The sequence below is a fragment of the Sphingobacterium sp. R2 genome, assembly GCF_040760075.1.
Taxonomy (GTDB): Bacteria; Bacteroidota; Bacteroidia; order Sphingobacteriales; family Sphingobacteriaceae; genus Sphingobacterium.
Genome location: NZ_CP142884.1, coordinates 470,412 through 488,167, shown reverse-complemented (window position 1 = coordinate 488,167; position 17,756 = coordinate 470,412). Strand labels below are relative to the sequence as shown.

General features: G+C 38.5%; 17 protein-coding genes. 10 read left to right on the top strand and 7 right to left on the bottom strand.

Annotation, left to right across the window (positions count from 1 at the left end; translation table 11 throughout):
• Position 1 precedes the first annotated feature (1 nt).
• Complete coding sequence (locus VXM68_RS02210) at positions 2–961, top strand: lipid A-modifier LpxR family protein (protein ID WP_367210306.1); 960 nt, start codon at positions 2–4, stop codon at positions 959–961.
• 78 nt (positions 962–1,039) lie between these two features.
• Here the strand turns inward: VXM68_RS02210 and VXM68_RS02205 are convergent, their stop codons facing one another.
• A complete protein-coding gene (locus VXM68_RS02205; protein ID WP_367210305.1) occupies positions 1,040–2,290 on the bottom strand; it encodes a dicarboxylate/amino acid:cation symporter in 1,251 nt (416 codons plus the stop codon).
• A gap of 263 nt (positions 2,291–2,553) precedes the next feature.
• On the opposite strand from VXM68_RS02205, the gene mnmD reads away from it, so the two are divergent.
• Together mnmD and VXM68_RS02195 are read left to right on the top strand one after the other, a co-directional pair.
• Positions 2,554–3,234, top strand: coding sequence for a tRNA (5-methylaminomethyl-2-thiouridine)(34)-methyltransferase MnmD (gene mnmD, locus VXM68_RS02200; protein WP_367113671.1), 681 nt, complete (start codon positions 2,554–2,556; stop codon positions 3,232–3,234).
• Positions 3,235–3,370: 136 nt separating this feature from the next.
• A complete protein-coding gene (locus VXM68_RS02195) occupies positions 3,371–5,035 on the top strand; it encodes a hypothetical protein (protein WP_367210304.1) in 1,665 nt (554 codons plus the stop codon).
• Positions 5,036–5,245: 210 nt separating this feature from the next.
• On the opposite strand, the gene VXM68_RS02190 is transcribed toward VXM68_RS02195, so the two are convergent.
• Positions 5,246–5,653: a helix-turn-helix domain-containing protein gene (locus VXM68_RS02190; protein WP_367210303.1), complete on the bottom strand. Its 408-nt coding sequence runs from the start codon at positions 5,651–5,653 to the stop codon at positions 5,246–5,248.
• A gap of 554 nt (positions 5,654–6,207) precedes the next feature.
• Between VXM68_RS02190 and VXM68_RS02185 the strand changes: the two genes are divergently transcribed.
• Positions 6,208–6,738, top strand: coding sequence for a PD-(D/E)XK nuclease family transposase (locus VXM68_RS02185; RefSeq protein ID WP_367210302.1), 531 nt, complete (start codon positions 6,208–6,210; stop codon positions 6,736–6,738).
• A gap of 8 nt (positions 6,739–6,746) precedes the next feature.
• Positions 6,747–7,127: a hypothetical protein gene (locus VXM68_RS02180; protein ID WP_367210301.1), complete on the top strand. Its 381-nt coding sequence runs from the start codon at positions 6,747–6,749 to the stop codon at positions 7,125–7,127.
• Between the two features lie 93 nt (positions 7,128–7,220).
• On the opposite strand, the gene VXM68_RS02175 is transcribed toward VXM68_RS02180, so the two are convergent.
• The 5 genes from VXM68_RS02175 to VXM68_RS02155 all read right to left on the bottom strand — a co-directional run bounded on the left by VXM68_RS02175 (position 7,221) and on the right by VXM68_RS02155 (position 12,448).
• Entirely contained in the window at positions 7,221–7,961 is a 741-nt protein-coding gene (locus VXM68_RS02175; protein ID WP_294345890.1) for a hypothetical protein, read from the bottom strand.
• Positions 7,962–8,445: 484 nt separating this feature from the next.
• Positions 8,446–9,135: an SMUG2 DNA glycosylase family protein gene (locus tag VXM68_RS02170; protein ID WP_367210300.1), complete on the bottom strand. Its 690-nt coding sequence runs from the start codon at positions 9,133–9,135 to the stop codon at positions 8,446–8,448.
• A gap of 98 nt (positions 9,136–9,233) precedes the next feature.
• A complete protein-coding gene (locus tag VXM68_RS02165; RefSeq protein WP_209580491.1) occupies positions 9,234–9,731 on the bottom strand; it encodes a peptidylprolyl isomerase in 498 nt (165 codons plus the stop codon).
• Positions 9,732–9,767: 36 nt separating this feature from the next.
• Positions 9,768–11,768, bottom strand: coding sequence for a thioredoxin domain-containing protein (locus VXM68_RS02160; protein WP_367210299.1), 2,001 nt, complete (start codon positions 11,766–11,768; stop codon positions 9,768–9,770).
• A 188-nt stretch (positions 11,769–11,956) separates the two neighbouring features.
• Entirely contained in the window at positions 11,957–12,448 is a 492-nt protein-coding gene (locus VXM68_RS02155; RefSeq protein WP_367210298.1) for a histidine phosphatase family protein, read from the bottom strand.
• 426 nt (positions 12,449–12,874) lie between these two features.
• Between VXM68_RS02155 and VXM68_RS02150 the strand changes: the two genes are divergently transcribed.
• From VXM68_RS02150 to VXM68_RS02130, 5 genes are all read left to right on the top strand, one after another.
• Positions 12,875–14,104: a hypothetical protein gene (locus VXM68_RS02150; protein ID WP_367210297.1), complete on the top strand. Its 1,230-nt coding sequence runs from the start codon at positions 12,875–12,877 to the stop codon at positions 14,102–14,104.
• Between the two features lie 49 nt (positions 14,105–14,153).
• On the top strand, positions 14,154–15,212 hold the full coding sequence (locus VXM68_RS02145; RefSeq protein WP_367210296.1) for a glycosyltransferase family 2 protein: 1,059 nt from the start codon (positions 14,154–14,156) through the stop codon (positions 15,210–15,212).
• A complete protein-coding gene (locus VXM68_RS02140) occupies positions 15,209–15,601 on the top strand; it encodes a hypothetical protein (protein ID WP_367210295.1) in 393 nt (130 codons plus the stop codon). The genes VXM68_RS02145 and VXM68_RS02140 overlap by 4 nt, the downstream gene beginning before the upstream one ends.
• Before the next feature lie 20 nt (positions 15,602–15,621).
• Complete coding sequence (locus VXM68_RS02135) at positions 15,622–16,470, top strand: glycosyltransferase (RefSeq protein ID WP_367210294.1); 849 nt, start codon at positions 15,622–15,624, stop codon at positions 16,468–16,470.
• 119 nt (positions 16,471–16,589) lie between these two features.
• Positions 16,590–17,756, top strand: coding sequence for a glycosyltransferase (locus tag VXM68_RS02130; RefSeq protein ID WP_312365668.1), 1,167 nt, complete (start codon positions 16,590–16,592; stop codon positions 17,754–17,756).

Genomic DNA, 17,756 nt, shown 5'->3' with positions numbered 1-17,756 from the left:
TATGAGTGTTGGTTTGCGATCCTTAGGGCTCCTATTATCCCTATTATCTTCGTGTTTTCTTGTGCTTGGGCAGGTGAAATTCCGTAAACACGAACTTTCTATCCAAAATGATAATGATGTTTACCTCTTGGTGGGCCAGGATAGATATTATACGAATGGTATCAATGTCAATTATCGTGTGGCAATACAACCCAGAAGCGAGGTGGAGACGTCCAATACTGTTTTGGACTTTGAAATTGGACAACGAATCTATAACGGCATTAGCATAGTGGACTATCGCCGGCAAAATAGGACATACGACCGACCTTTTGCAGGTTACCTTTATTTGAGCGCAGGTGCAGCCCGGTTTTTAAAGGCGGATCAGGTTGTGGAACTAAAGGTGGAATTTGGGCAAATTGGCTCCAGATCATATGGTGAAGAAGCACAGAAGTTTATTCACCACCTTTTTGGACTGTATAAGGCAACAGGTTGGGAAACGGAGCTGCACAATGCATTTGGTGTGGATATGCAGGCGAAATATCTCAAAGGAATTTACCGGAATGGTTCGCAGTCCTTTGATCTTGGCGTAATGGGAAGAGGCGTGCTGGGCATGAACAATACCAACATCGAGGCAGGAATTCCGATACGTGCAGGTAAACTCAAATCGTACCATGCATCGACCTTTACCCGTGGACATCTAACGCAGGCCAGAAGTAACAACGAGAAGGAATGGTACTTTGTCTATCAGCCTAGTTTGACACGGGTTTTTTATAATTCCACTATACAGGGGGGATTGGGGAAAGATGATCCGATCGGTGAATTATATCAGATTGAACCGTGGATGCTTACTCATCGCGTAGGATTCAACTGGTCTGACCATAAGGTTAATTACGGCATTAATTACATTTTCAATTCCACGGAGCTTAAGTCTGTCTTCCATCGACATCAATACGGACAGTTATTCTTTGCTTACCGCTTTTAATATGTTAGACAAAAACCAATTTCCACTATTATAGCTCTGATTGATTAAACTTAAGCTGAATAACTTGCATGTTAGGCTTTAAACCTGATTTGCTGGGACTGGGTCTGCCAGTTTTTGTCCTATGAAGCGGGTAGTGAGCATTGCAGCGACCGTATCGCCGGTCGCGTTGAGCATCGTCGCTAACGGATCTACTAATGTCGCAATGATCATAATTGAAGGAATCACCTCAGTCGGCATTTGATAAACCGATATGATGAGCATCTCACCGATATATCCCCCGTTTGGAATACCGCCGGCAACGATGCTGACCAACAAGGTGATTCCGACCGCCATGATCATATTGCTTGGTTCAAAGAATTCTTGTCCACTCAACAGCAGCGCAATGTAAATTTTAAAGATACAGGCAATAGCTGAACCATGTTTATGTAAGGTCGTGCCCAAAGGAATGACGACGCTGGCTACCGTATCGGGGATGCCAATTTGTTTTGCTGCCAGTAAGTTGGCCGGCATGGTCGCAAGACTGCTGCAGCTGCTGAGGGCAGTCAGCGAAGGTAAAATATTGTTTTTCCAATAGCGTTTGACACCTTTGAGACCAGATGCAAGAAAGGCAAAGACACTAAATACCACGAAGAAGTAGAGTACCCCAAAGAGATAATAGAGGCCAATGGGTTTGGCATAGAAGCCAAAGAGCTGTGGGCCAAGGGTACCAACTTGATAGGCAAAATAAGCGCCGAGACCTATCGGAGCCAATTTCATGACCATGACCAGTAAATTGCCCATGACGGCATTTCCGGAATTGATGAATTTTCGGAATATATCAGCGGAGCTGCCAGACCTGCGTGTGGCGATACCTACCAAAAATGAGAATATGACAAAGGCAAGCATATTCTGCCGGGATAAGAGACTGGAAAATTCACTAACAGTCAGGAATCGAACCATCTTTTCACCCCAGGAGTCATGAACGGCTGTATCCATGATAGTGTTTCCCTGTTCGATGGCGAGTGGGGCCTGTACTGGAAATAAGTAGAGAAAGAATATGGTCGATACTCCTGCAACGACAATGCCCAGAACAAATACGAATGACATTGTGCCAATAATTCTGCCCAGCACACTGTCACCTTCAATATTGGCCACAGACGAAGCTATTGCGAAAAAGACGAGGGGTATAACACTGACGAATAGCAGATTGAGAAAGATATCCCCAATTGGTTTAAGGTTATCCACAAAATGTGGAAAAAAGATACCAAGTAAACTTCCGATACTGATGCCAAGAAGCAGGAGTAAGATGCTGCCGTAGTGCTGTATAAAAGTTTTTGCCGAGTATGCCATTAGGTTCAGTGATTGTTTCGTGTTTACGGCGCTAAAATAATCTTTTTATCTATTATTTTCATTTTACGTTTTGATAAAGATTAATCGGAGTTTATTCGAACCGGCTTTTTATCTTTGAACGAATCTTCTGATAGCATACCGTCGCGGTTGCAGGTAGAAAGTTGGAGTATAGAGGCGTGTTGTGTCGAATGGAACCGAAGATTCATGAAGACCTTGTTTATGTCTTGTTGGGGGAGGGAGATAAGGCTATTAGATTTTTAATAATGAGTATAAGAAAAATGAATTTTGTAACGACCGGAGATGGCTCGAAGACATTGTACAATGCCGAGATCGGCGAATGTTATCATTCAACACATGGGGCCGTACAGGAAAGTAAGCATGTGTTTATCAAAACAGGTTTGGATCACTATGTGCAAAAGACAGGAGCTTCGGATGTTGCTATCTTGGAAGTTGGATTTGGTACCGGACTTAATTTTCTTCAGACAGCCGATTTCATTCGGGACAGGTCATTTCAGGTAGACTATGTTGGAATTGAGGGTTTTCCTTTGCCACTGATGACCATTGCCGAGACAGGGTATAACGACACTGTGGATTCAACAGTGTGGTCATCTTACCTGAATTGCTATGAAGCTGCATTGCAGCAGGAGATGCAAATTCATGAACGTTTACGACTCACTATTGCTCATACTTTATTGATGGATTTTCAAACAGAAAAACAATTTGACGTCGTATATTTTGATGCTTTTGCTGCCATACATCAGCCCGAAATGTGGAACGATGCGGCATTAGCACATGTTGCGCAGTTTGTTAAACCGGGGGGCGTCTTTGTGACTTATGCGATTACGGGTAATCTTAAACGTAGTATGAAATCTTTAGGCTTTTCTATTGAGAAGGCTCCCGGTGCACCTGGAAAAAGGGAAATGTTACGGGCGACGAAACTTTAAGAAGCTTACTGTCCTATATGTCTATGTGAGAAAGAGAATATAAATTAGTATGCGCGTACTAAGACGGTTAGAATGAGCAATAGTATGTCGGTGACAGGTGATAGCAATAACTGGTTGGGCAGAAATAGAAATCAAAATGAGAATAGCACAGATCTTAGCTAAACAGAGTGAAACTAAGCTTACACAAGCTAAAAAACTCGTCGTTCGTGAATTGGAAGAAGTTGAAGTAAAAGGAAATTTTGTGGCTTATGTAGATGAGGGGGAGGAATCTTATGATATTAATGTCCAGTTGGATAAAGATGTTGTTGTCGGTCATTCTTGCGACTGTGGGCGTAAAGATGCCTATTGTTTACATCAAATAGCGATCTTAATGCAATTCTTACCTGGGGAGAGGCAGAGCCCAATAAAGAAAAATAATACAAAGGAAGGCAGAATAAAAAAAGTTAAAGAAAGTGAACAGTTATTATTGACCTTGGAACAGGAAGTGTTAGCCTCCTGGCTGTTGGAACTTTTCAAATCCAATAAAGATATTGAATTACAGTTTCTGTTGAAATTTGGGAAAAATAAGCATGAATATCAAGAAACAGACGTCGCGAAGATTTTAAAAGATGCGGTTGCCTCGGTGGTGGGGAAACGCAAGAAAGTCGAAGCTTCGGAAGTAAAGAAGATTGCGCAGCTATGGGAAAAGGCTCTTGAGCCTTTTTGGGAGTATTTAGCCTTGAATATTGGAAATGAGAAGATCATCGATTTGTTTTCGGCAGTCTATAATACTGTTTTCGATCTTGAATATAGCGTTTTCTATACCGGTACGCGTTTTAGAAAGTTTATTGAAACCGGAAATTTGAAAATCGCTGGAATCATTGCTCATGTTGATTCTGACATACAGTGGGTAACATTGACAAATGCGTATTGGGATAAAATGTGGGCGGATGAAAGCTCACAGGGGGGGATGTTGGAATTATTTATACTGATCTATAAAAGCTCTTCGACGGATCGAAAACGATTCCTGGCTGCCAAAATAGAGGATATGATTGCATCCCTTTTAGTAGGGGGCTATCGCATGGACATAGTTGTCGATAGCTTTTTTTTAGATGTATTGCTTGAGAATAATATGTTTGACGACAGTGCTGATTATTTTGTACCCCGCCAATGGGAAGCTAAGTATAATTTGAAATTAATAGAAGCAATAAGAGATCATGATCCCAACAAAGCGATTGATTATTGCAACAGGGTTATCGCTGGCAATGTAAATTCAAATTATAATGATCCTTTTTTGGAGATTTTAGAGGATTTATATGCTGATATTGGCGATTTTAGCAAGCTTGCCCATATTAAAATGGAAAAATTTTTAAGTGATCCAAATATCGCTGATTTCATTTTTATCATGGATCATTCCAACGATGAGGAGCTCAATAAGAAATTTAGGACGAGGACATTGAGTATGCTTCGCAATAATATGGAATATGCAGGGTATGATGAGCTGTATTTCAGGATATTGGAATATGAAAAGAATTATAAAAAAATGCTTGAGGTGATAGATTATCGTGTTCGTCCTTCTGTACTACTGAAATTTTGGAAATATCTTTATGCCCACGATAAGCTAAGATTCTTGCGTGCTATCGCAGCTAATGTACAGATTGATTATCGTACGGATCCATCCGCACTTGAACAACTGATTCTCAAGATAACCGATAATTATGAAAGCGATGTCATTAAGATATTGTTCAAGCCAGACGCTTGGTCGAGCCGCCAACGAACTTTTAAGGCAATGATCTATAGTAGATTGGATAGTTTGAAATAATATTCATTTCTGAACTTTTTAATCAGGCTGAAATTGTTTATCAATTAATTTTCATCGATCTCTAAAGTATATGTGGTAAATATATGGGTTATTTACCGCAAAAAACGCGGAGAATAAACTGCTTATTCTCCGCGTTTTCATAAACTTCATTGATTTATATCATTAATTCCGTCTAATAACATTCGATATCAGATCGCTTTAGATAATGGATTATCTATTCTTTAGCAGCCTTTCTAAATACTCCACCTTAGCTTTTTCGGCTTCCAAAAGGCGTTCGTAGAGCCTTTTATTTTCTTCATATGCTTGGATGAGTTTATCAAGCGGATTAAAGTTCGGATGTATATTTATTGCATTTAGTGTAGATGTGTCGTGGCTTGTAAAAGTGTTATTTATAATATTAAACACTGCTTCTTCATCAAAGTTCTCAATGGCTTCAGGCGTAACACCTAATGCTTCCGCTACCTGAGCCAATAGACTTACTTCTATCTCAGGACTACGCTCCATATTGGATACAGCTTGTTGGCTTACACCCAATTCGAATGCCTGTTTCATACCACGCAGTTCGCGGATACGACAGATTTTTCTTCCTATATGGTTTGTTGCGCTGGTTGTACTCATAAATCCAAAGTTAGCAAATATTAAGTGTTTAAGATACGAAATATCTTTAGATGGTACAAAACAAGAAATCCTAGTGTGATACAAATTATGTTAGGTATTTTACAAGTGGTTTTGGTTCGGTACGTAGATAGAGATGTGTTTATTTGTGCAAATCAAAATAGACTTGATATGAAGAAGAAAGGTTAAAACAAGGTTGTAACGGTAGACATGTATCATAAGTATGCCGAAATCGACGAAATGTATGGTTCAAAGGTTAGAGACCTCAAATTGGATATTCCAAGTAATCTCAGAATGTTATGTGCGATACTCCATGTTAAAGTAGAAAAACTGTTAAAAGACTTTATGTGGATGTTAAGCTATTCCCATCATAACTCAGCTACACCTAAACAAAGAAAAACAGCTAAGAAATTCATTCTTGCCTGCAAATACGGCATGTTAAAAATTAAAGTACTTCTTTACAATCGAGCGATTTAATCAGAATAAAAAAAACTAATATTTTTAGCTTTCAGTGTATTTTATTTGTATTTTCATTCAAATAATCAATTATGTAGTTTATGAAAAAGCAGAATAATCTCTTGGGCAAATATGTAGATATGTGCACCGATTTTGGTATGAAACTGTACTTTGGCCCCAGAAGTGGTAAAGAAAATCTGATCCATTTCCTTAACGGCCTATTTGCTGGGGAAAAAGTTATTCGCGATCTGGAATATCGCCCCACAGAGCGTATTGGTGAACACGAACACAATCGTAAAGTCATTTTTGACCTCTATTGTACCAGTGATGACAATAGTCATTTCATTATCGAAATGCAACAACTTCCCCAAGACTTTTTTCGTGATCGTATGGTTTATTACAGCTCGCGTCTTATACATACATTAGTTCCACGCGGACATAGCGGAAATACCTATGAGCTACCAGAAGTTTATTTCATTGGTATTCTTAATTTTGCATCGGATAACATTGATAATGATCGATACTATTATGATGTAGTACTTTGTGATCGTGAGAAAGGTGAACAGTTTTACGATAAGTTAGGCTTTAAACTTCTTTGTTGCCTAATTTTCGCAAAGAGGAGGTTGAGATAAAAAGTTTTATGGACATGTGGCTTTATCTTTTCAAACATATGTCTAAACTCAATGAAATACCGAAATTTTTGGATAAGCGTGTCTTTGGTCTTATCTTTGACATAGGAGAGGTGTCAAATCTAAATTCAGAAGATATGAAAGCATATGAATTGAGCCTTAAGGATAAAAGAGATGCGGAAAGCATTCGCCTTACAGCGGAACGTATAGGCATGGAAAAAGGCATTAAAAAAGGCATGGAAAAGGGAATAGAAAAAGGTCGGCAAGAGGAACGAGCGAAGGCTGAAGCTGAGAAGCGAATCTCAGCCTTAAAGATGTTGAAGAGTGGTTTTGATTCCAAGGTCATAGCTGATATTATAGGATTGTCAATTGAGGAGATTGAGAAACTGTAATAGCGTGTTTAATCGAATCGCCTCTTCGGTGATATCAATAATGAACAATTAAGGTATTTCTTTCTCTATAGTGCCTATGTCTATATTTTGCTTTTAAGATTCAATAATAAATGCACCAACAATTGCCGCAGGATGCAGATCTTTACTATTTAGCAGGGCATAATCTTCGCGAAATCTTTCATAGTATTCGATATTCATTCCAATAAGTACGGTCTCAGCATCTCGATCGTTCACATCAAATCGTAATTCTTCCAATTCAACAGTTCTAGGATCTGCCTGTAAGCTCAACGGAATTTGGTGTTTGTGGCTACGGACATAGATCTGTTTGTCGAAATTAAATACGACAATCATCAGATTTAGCTTCATGAGATTACAGTATTTTGGACGATGAATATCGTTTTGCATGTCAAATTTTGGGAACTTTATGGCAATTTGTTTTTTATCCAACAATTTTATTTCTGGATCAAAATGCATGTAGTCATGCATATGGCATTTGTCGTTGAATTGAAAGTTTACTATCCGATCGATCTTTCCGCCTCGAATCGTCTTTTCACCCAGAGGCGCTCTATTTGGGCGGGTGACTCTTTTCAACTGATTGATGAGGCGATTGTGCATATTGCTATCGTGCAATTTGAGGTGAACTTCTGCCATTATATGTCGTATGCGGGATCCTGCAGTACTCGCATGACCAAAATCTGTAGCAGCTGCTTTTGTGCCCTTGGTTTGTTTTGTTTTACGCCCTGGGGCAGTCTGCACAATAGTTTTTTCATTTGATTTTCGAAAGACAAGGTTTCCAACCAAGCCTTTTAGATTCCCATTTTCTAATATAGCCATGGGTTGAATTTGCAAATTAAAATACTGAAAGCCAAATAATTGTTTATTTTTGGGAGATTTAAAATTGCCTTTGACTAACAATTATTAAATTCATAATAGCCAGTAAAGGCCTATTATAAAAATTGCATTGGATATTTTATCAATTACGTATACAAGGATCGTTTTTAAATTTTGTATGGACGTAAAACTGCTGCTCTGAGGGAGACTCGTATATGCTTTGATACAGCTTCGCCACATACTCGAGATAAGTCTGTAGTGAGCGCGACATGAGTCCGTGGTGAGTATGAGTCAGGCTCGGAGATAAGGCGGTAGCAAGGCTGTCGGAAAACACTCTTATGTGCTCGCAAGTACGAATAAGGCCCGAAGATGCCTCGAATCATTGTCGAAGGAGAGTGAAATAACGTACAAAACACGGACTTCTTGATGAAATAATATAGGAAAGGCTATACTGTGTCAACTTTGCGGATTTACCATTCTCCACATTTTATAAGCCACTTAATAATTGGATATAGTTGTCAATATAGTGTTGCTTGTCCTTTGATTTATATTGTTGGATATAGCGTGGGTGGTCCAGAATAATCATCTCTCCAAATAGTTTCTCTTCTTTATTAATTTTTGCAAGGAAGGTAGCATTTTTCTTTCCAAGGACAAAGACTTTATCCGTTTCGAGCCCCATAGCGATATGTTGTTTTAGGGATTCAACCATAAAGGGCTTCACCATTTCAAAAAGCTGCTTATCGTCATAATAGTTTGCATTGATCCAGTTGTTCGGATTTGTCTCGCGAACAATTGCTAGGGGAAAAGGCGAATTGATATAAAACTGTTTGTAGAAAATGTTTGGTCCTCCATAGGCTTCGATCATATCGTACATAAAAACAGAGGATATTTCATGCGTGTGTGCTGAACGCATTGGTATACCACATGCGCTAGCTAATCTTTTCGTGTCGGTAAAAGGAACACCCGTTACTCCTGCGCCATGCCTGCTCGGATTAATGCCGATAATGAATTTTCTTTGTAAGTTATCCTGGTAAAATTTTTTGTAAAACTGTTCCATCACGACCAATGTCTCGGGATTATCGAGATAAGGATTAATGACGTTGAACCCTATAGGTAAATTCCCTTGATAATGAAGTTGTTTGTTAAATAAAACTACTTTTTCCGAAAATGTCAACATATCGATTGCGTTTGAGGACAGTATAATTTTTTAAAAAGTTATAAATAAAATAGGGCGCCATTTTGGCGCCCTATTTTATTCAGTTATTTCGGCCGCAATTAGTGACCTTGTGTACCGTCTACACCATGTGAGTGTCCATGAGACAATTCTTCTTCAGTAGCAGGACGTACAGTTAAGATTTCGATATCAAAATTTAATGTTTTACCAGCCATTGGGTGGTTTAAGTCAGCAACAACAATTTCTGGAGTAACTTCAGCTACCACCGCACGGAATTGGTTTCCTTGGTTGTCTTGCAAAGGTAATACTTCTCCCACTGGAGGTAATCCTGTTTCTTTGAACATATCAACTGGCAATTGTGCGAATGCTCTTTCGTCTTTTTGACCGTAAGCATCATCAGGTGCCAATTCAAATGAAATTTTATCACCAATATTTAAATCTGCGATGTTTTCTTCAAATTTAGGTAACATCATACCTACACCATATAAGAAATCTAAAGGTTGTTCTGCAGTTGTTTCTTCAACGAAAACTTTTTCACCGTTTTCTACTGTGTGAAGTCTGTACGTCAATGCTACGACGTCGTTTGCTTTTATAGCCATCTGATTTTGATTTTTGGAAGCCGAGGCTACCGTTTATTAAATATAATTTATTAACGCTTTTATTGAATCCTGAGGCAGACTGCAGGTCCTATTTTTACAAATATAAGCTTTTGTCTCCTTTCCAACCCTATGTTTTAGAAGTGGAAGATTTTCTTCTGTACCGCCAAGAACAATTTTATTTGGAATATAATATTGATCGAGCTCATGTTTAAAAGCCATTGCTTTCTTGCCCGTCAATGCAATTTCATTGATTCCATACCTTTCTTCTAGCAATAATATTGCCCAATTTGAATAGGCCGAACCATAAGTCTTGATTTGAGGGAATACATTCGCTAATAATTGGTCTGATATGGCGATATAATTTTCATTATCAAAAAGTAGACCTAGACGTTTCAGTTGACGGGTCATGGTCGATGAAGAAGATGGGATTACATTATCCATGATTTCGCTTTTTCGTGCGATGAGTTGCTCCGCTTCCGATGATGTATAATAAAAAGTTTTTTGCGATCCATCGTAAAATAAGGCAATAGCTTTGTCGGCAAGCTGTCTTGCTTTGGTTAGCCAATTGAAATCAAATGTAGCCTCATACAATACTATGAACGCTTCAACCGTGAATGCATAATCATCGAGGAAGCCTGCAATCGCTCTATTTTTATCTTCTGGCTGATGCAGTAATTGCCCATTATTTTGGATAAGTTCATTACATATAAATTGTGCGTTATTCAAGGCCAGCTCCAGAAAATGTCTGTTGTCCAGACTGGAATAGGCATCAACGAGTCCTTTTAAGAATAGGGCATTCCAAGAAGTCAATTGTTTATGGTCGAGTCCCGGCCGCACTCTTTTTTCGCGGAAGTCATATAATTTTTTCTTTGAATCTTTTAGAAACTCTGACCATTCGTCAGCTGACATATTGACCTTTGCAGCTAACTGGTCTGCATTTATGGCGCAAATAGGAATATTCGTTTGCTCTTCCTCCCAGTTGCCCAATTCTGTAATATTAAAGTATTGACTAAATAGTCCAGCGTCTTTGCCCAGCACTTCATCCAATTCGGTTTTTGAAAAGGAGTAGAATTTTCCTTCAATACCTTCACTGTCGGCATCAAGAGCGCTGTAGAAACCATGATTGGGGGCAAGCATTTCCCGTTCGGCCCAAGCAATCGTTTCTTCGATTATTCTTTTATAAAATGGATCTTTATGCTGTTGATAAGCTTCGGCGTATAAAGATAGCAATTGGCCGTTATCATAGAGCATTTTTTCGAAATGGGGGATATGCCAGTAGGGATCGACTGAATACCGCGCAAAGCCACCACCAATCTGGTCGTATATACCGCCAGAAGCGATTTTTTTCAATGTAAAATGCACGTGGTTCAAGATCTCTTTATCATCGGCAAGTACTCCATATTTTAGAAAAAACAACCAATTGTTTGGTAGTGGAAATTTTGGCGCTCTTTGATAACCGCCTTCTTTTTTATCAAAAGTTTCGATCCATGGTGTTACAATTTCACGTAGGTCTTCACTAGTATACTGTTCGGGAATGGAGTGGATAGGTAGTTTTTCAGCCCGTTGAATACCGTTGTTTAACTTTTCGGCATATTCCAATGCGACTTCGGGCTTCTCTTCCCACATTTGAGCAATTTGTAACAAGATGTTCTGCCAGTCGTGCGGTTTAAAATAGGTGCCGCCATAAATCGGGCGACCATCTGGTAAACAGATACAGTTCAAAGGCCATCCGCCCGCATTCGTCATCAATTGGACAGCTAACATATAAACTTGGTCAATGTCGGGGCGTTCTTCGCGATCGATTTTGATCGAGACAAAGAATTTATTCATGGTCTGGGCGATGGCAGAGTTTTCAAAACTTTCGCGCTCCATCACATGACACCAATGGCAAGCGGAGTAGCCAATGCTTACGATAATCAGTTTATTTTCGTCTTTTGCTTTATTTAAAGCTTCCGGCCCCCAAGGCATCCAATCTACCGGATTGTGTGCATGCTGTTTGAGGTACGGTGAATTTTCAAATTGCAATTGATTCGCCATAAGACGAAGATAGTGAAAAAGCCTCCATGATGGAGGCTTAAATATGTTTTTTAATGTTTGGGCGCTGCATCGACCAGATCAATCTCCATAGCGCTCATCCAGATGTCAGCAATCAAATGCATCTACATTAATTTCTTGTGGCAAATTTGTACCTGAAACTCACTTTTTGACCAGATCATAGATCTATATTAATCAATTATTTGTACAAGATCGGCACAGTTGCCACTGAGCATCTGAAAGGTGAAACCGGTATCGAGTTTTATTTCTGCGCAGGATGATGTCCTTAAATAGGCGGATTTTCGGGTTAAGTATTCTACCAAATCAGTCAAAGTGGGATTGTGTCCAAAGAGCAATACATGGTCGATATGATCGGGAATTGTGTTAATGATAGATAACATGTGTTTGAATGTACATTCATAGATCGTCTCTTCAATTTTAATGTCAAAAGAAGATGAGCCCATTACCTCTAAAAAAACACGCGTTGTTTGTAGCGCACGATTTGCTGGGGAACTGATTACCATAGCGTTTTCCCCCAGAGTCAATTTAGCTGCAAGCTTAGCAGCTACTTGTTTAGCCTGCTGTATTCCGTCAGAGGTAAGTGCACGGTCAAAATCATTTATTCCCGGAATGGTTTCGGCTTTGGCATGTCGGATGATATAAAGTTTTTTACTGTTGTCCATGATTGAATTTTTTGATTCTATATTCGTATAAATATTAACGCTCGTTGCCGTGGTTCATTGTGTCGTTGCAACTGCAGGCGTGAATAAGAGTACAAATAATAATACAGGAAGTTTTTAAAAGTATGCAGTTAGTGAACAGTTTGTTTTCCTGCATGGATGTGTTGAGCGTCTTGTCGAGAATAAAGACCTTCGATGTAAATTAGATTGCTAATAGAAAATTGAATGTCTTGGAATATACGTTTTTAAAATAATTTCGGATTGTTTTTATTTCATCAGTTTCAAAAGGTGAGTAGTTGTTTTTTTTGATGGAAATATGTTAATTTTGCAACGAAAAAAATACATTTGTATGTTGTCTGCTTATTTTATTTATTGAAAAACATTTTATCCTAGTAGCATTCTCTTGTTTCTATCGTTTGATTTTTATTTATGAATCGTAAATTTTGGATACTCCTATGTGGAAGTATTTTCCTTTTGAGCTGCAACCGTACGGCGGATTTTTTTGCGCAAGATGTTGAAACTCCGATTTGGACTGTTGATCCCATTGATTCGGTCGTTTTTGACAATGATGAAGGGCTCGTCAATATCCATACTGTGGCTGATGCTAATTTTAAAGGGCTAAAAAATGCTGTCGATTTCATCGACATCTCTGGCTCAAACGCTAGTTATTGTCATCCAGATGTTCTTTATTTCCCAAATAAATTAAATGGCTACAAATATTGGATGGTTTTCACGCCTTATTTTGGAGCAGTTGGAACTAATCAGAATTCAAAGAAATTTGAAAACCCAAGTGTTGTTGTATCAAATGATGGTCTTGACTGGGTGAATCCATCCGGTCTAACTAATCCAATCATGAATGCCCCTTTTCCGACAGAAAGTTTTGGTGAAAACAAGGTTGATCCGATCCAGGGATTTTGGTCGGATGTCGATTGGGTATATTTGAATAATCAGTTCTATCTCTATTATAGAGGCAGTTTTATCACTGCGCAGTCTTTGAAAGGTAAATGCGTTTTAAGTAATAGTAATTTTGACCGATTAAAACAAAATGCACATCGAACTATCGTACAGCAAACGTCAACTGATGGTATAAAGTGGTCGAATTTGAATATTGCTTTTACCAGTAACCCTCCCTTCACTCCCAAAGATGATCACCTGTTATCTCCTTCTTTTATCCATGACGGAAGTGAATTTTTAAGTTATGAAATTGAGCTGAATCTCGGTCCCAAGAGTTTTAAGGGTAAGGATCCGTCTTATGTTATTCGTAGAACTTCCGGAGACGGAATTAATTTTACAGGTTTTCGGGAAAGCAAAATTGTCAATTTTCTTAATAAACCGTGGTTGAGGTTCGGAAATGGAAATTCTCCGTGGCATATCCAAGCAACATATGCTGACGGATACTACTTTCTATGTATTGCTGTTGGTGAAGTAAAAAAATATACAGCAGAGTTGCTATATGTCGCTTATTCGAAAGACGGTTTGAACTTCAAGGTATTACCGAAACCTCTGTTAAAAAATAATGCCTATAGAAGTTCCATTTTTCCAATGGGAAGCAACGAGTCGTTGATTAAGATGGGGGCTGTAATTGGAAATAAATCTGGGGAATTCCGTTATCGGGAATTTACGTTAAACAAAGATAAAATCGAGCAATCATTAAAATAACAGCATTTAATATATCATTACTGTTTCTATTTTTGTATATTAAATGTCAATGATGGGAAAAACTATTATTACGGAGCGGACTTCTCGCGTTGCTGTGTCGGTAGTGATACCGGTATATAATGTCGAAAAATATTTGGATGAGACCATTCAAAGTGTACTTCATCAGGAATTACAGGATTTCGAAATTATTCTTGTTAATGATGGCAGTACGGACTCGTCTGCTACAATATGTAAAAAGTATGCATCTTTAGATCCGAGAATTTACTTTTTCGATCAGGAAAATGCTGGCGTTTCCGTAGCGAGAAATAATGGTTTAAGCCACGCAGTGGGAGAATATGTCTATTTTTTGGATTCTGATGACACCATTGACTCGGCATTTTTGTCCGTCTCCTTAGCGGTTGCTAGCCAGCAAGATTTTGATTTGGTGATTTTGGGAGAGCCTTATTGTTCCCGCGCTCCACGTTTGGCTGCCGTACCGACCTGCGGATTGCTGATCAAAAAGACCTTACTGGACACATATCCCGATATTCGTTTTCCAGAAGGAATCCAACCCTGTGAGGATGGGTTGTTTTCGCATCGTCTTTTTTTGATGACAGATAAGATCGGATTCAATCCGGCGGCAGTGTATTTTTATAGACAGCACGAGAATCAAAATCATACGCAAATTAATCGACAGACCAATCGCTTATTGAAACAGATCCCAATATGGTTAGAACTATTGAAGGTGTTTTATAACGAACATGATCTCTTTGCTTCAAAAGCCTTAAAACTAGCGCTATTTATTGAACATGAGCCTTTTGAGTTACGCTATTTAAAAATGGCATTTAATGATCTTGAGAAGGAAGAGTTGTTAAATTTATTGCAAAATTTCATGCAACAATATGTAAGCCGACATCTTAGCAAAGCAGATAAAGAAATATTGACGGTGCCTTTTAGCTATTTTGTAGAGGCTCGAGATCGTAGTGATTTTGATACGTTTTACGTAAATTTTTGTAAAAGGAGGGCTGCAAAATTGAAGCGAGGCTTATTTTGGGTGAAGTTTATTCCAATTGCTGGCCTAAGAAGAAAAGTCCGTCAAAGGATCAGAAATAAGTATCTCGACGTATGAAAATTTTACTAATACAACATTTGTATTTTTTAAATGGAATAGGAGGAACGGAAAAGATATGTTCTACGCTAGCGAACATACTGAGTACAAATGGGTATGAAGTGGAGATTGCAACCAATGAAAACATAAAAGGCTCTCCAGTTTTTCCGCTGCATAAGTCGGTGAAAGTGACGAATATCTTTGACGCTAATTTGGAGCAGAAGCTCGAGCTTCCTATTTATAACTATAAGGGGACGAATCCACTTTTATGGTTGAAATACAAGGCCCGCAAAAAATACAGCAAGTGGTATAACCGCCGATTGAAGCAACGGATGGGGGGGAAGCTAAATTATTTCAATTTAATCTACGAAAGCGGGCGATTTTATGGAAAGATTATATCGACGGACTAAAGCCGGATTTGATTATTACCATGTCCATTGGCTCACTTCTGGAGATTACTTATGGAAATACACTGTCAATCCCCATTATAGATTCGGTGAATGGAAGACCTGATTACGATTATACCAATGTTCTGGGCGGGAGAAAAGCCTATATGGTTGATTTGTTAACTGCTAGTTTCAATCATTTAGATGGTGTTCAGATCTTATTTGATAGCTATCGGGATTTTCTACCGTCTAATTTTTCGGGACAATGCGACGTTATTGCCAATCCAATCCAGCAGGTAGATCCTCACGATTTAGTTATCCATGACCGTATCAAAGAAAGATATAAGGTTATTCATGTTGGGCGTTTGGATACAGAATGTAAGCAGCAGCATGTTGCCATTGCAATTTTTGCTGACCTGGCAAACAAATATCCCAATTGGGATTTGGAGTTTTGGGGGATAGGTCCAGACTTTGATCGATTGAATACACAAATTTGTGATCTTGGATTGGCTGAACGGGTCTTTCTTCGTGGATTCACCGACGATCCCTTGATAAAGATGCGGGATGCGGATATTTTTATTTTCCCCAGCAAATATGAGGGGTTTGGACTGGCCTTGGCAGAAGCCATGTCAATAGGCCTGCCGAGTATCGGCTTTTCCACTTGTTCCGGGGTAAATGAATTGATCAAACACAGTCAAAATGGTTTTTTAGCATTGGATGAACAGCAGATGGCGCTGTACCTCGAACAATTGATCATGGACCCTTCGCTACGTTCGAGACTTGGCGTTCAAAGCAATTTGGCAGTGAAGGCGTACAGTTTTGAAAATATGGCTAAAGGGTGGTTAAATTTAGTGGAAACTGTTACAAGAAGTTTGGGGGTGAAGGCGAGATGATTCATAGATCTTAATACTCCTGCAAAAGAAAAATCAAGGAGAATGTGGCATTTTCCGGGGATAATTCGTATTATTTAATATAAAAGCAATTACTGCTTTTTCCTATTCAATAAGAATAAATGCAAACAATAAAGAAAAAGAGAATATTATACTTTATGCCTGAAAATCCTAACAGTTCGAAAGCAGGCAATTTGACTAGGTGTAAGCAGTTGTTAACTTATTTTAATACGATAAGTGCAAATTTTGAGATCGATTTTGTATCCTCAATTAATTGGAGAACAGGTGATGAAGCTGTTTTTCATTCCGAATTTCCCAATATTAACCTGATTATTTTACCTTTTAAATCTTCCAAAAAAAATAGAATTAGTTATTTCTTTCGTGACAAATTGCAAAAGGAGATAAAAAATATATTTCACTCAAATTTGGTTGATCGTGTTTCGCCGTCCTTTCAAAGAAGATTTGAAAAGGTTTTAAGCGCTCATAGATACGATTATGTTATTATTAGCTATGTTGAATTTGGAAGTTTGGTAAAGAATTTGATAGGGCCTTATACAATTTTAGATTCGCATGATTTTCTGACACTGCAAAATAAGACAAAGGAAAAGGAACATTTTTCAATGCGTCAGTTAGGTAAAATGTTTGGAGCTGAGTTGTCTACCATGGCTTCTTTTAACGAGATATGGACATTTTCAATTGAGGAAAAATATATTTTTGAACAGTTTGCTGATAAATTTGTACGATTAATCCCAGTTTCAATGCCATTGCCTGTTATTCGGGAGTGCGAAAAAACGATTGACTTAATTTATGTAGCAAGTGACAATCCGCACAATGTGTCAAGTATGAAGTGGTTTTTAGAAAAGGTATTTCCACTACTTACGAATGTTGAACTGCATGTTATTGGCAAGATTTGTGTGCATATTCCCACATTGAAAAATGTAATAAAACATGGATTAGTGGATGAGCTTGCAGGCTATTATGAACAAGCTAAAGTTGCTATCTGTCCAATGCTTTCAGGAACAGGAATCAAAATAAAGGTTTTGGAAGCATTATCTTTTGGCATTCCCGTTGTAACAAATCAACGTGGTGTCGATGGATTGTTTAATAAATCAGATAATGGATGTCTTATATCACTGGATGAACAGGCCTTTGCTTCTAATATAACAGAATTGCTTCAGGACGATCAATTTCATAAGAGAAAATCGAATCAAGCCATTGAATATATGGGAAATAATCATACGGTGAAGAAGGAGTATGAGGTCCTGGATGCTGTGTTTAACAATGTATGA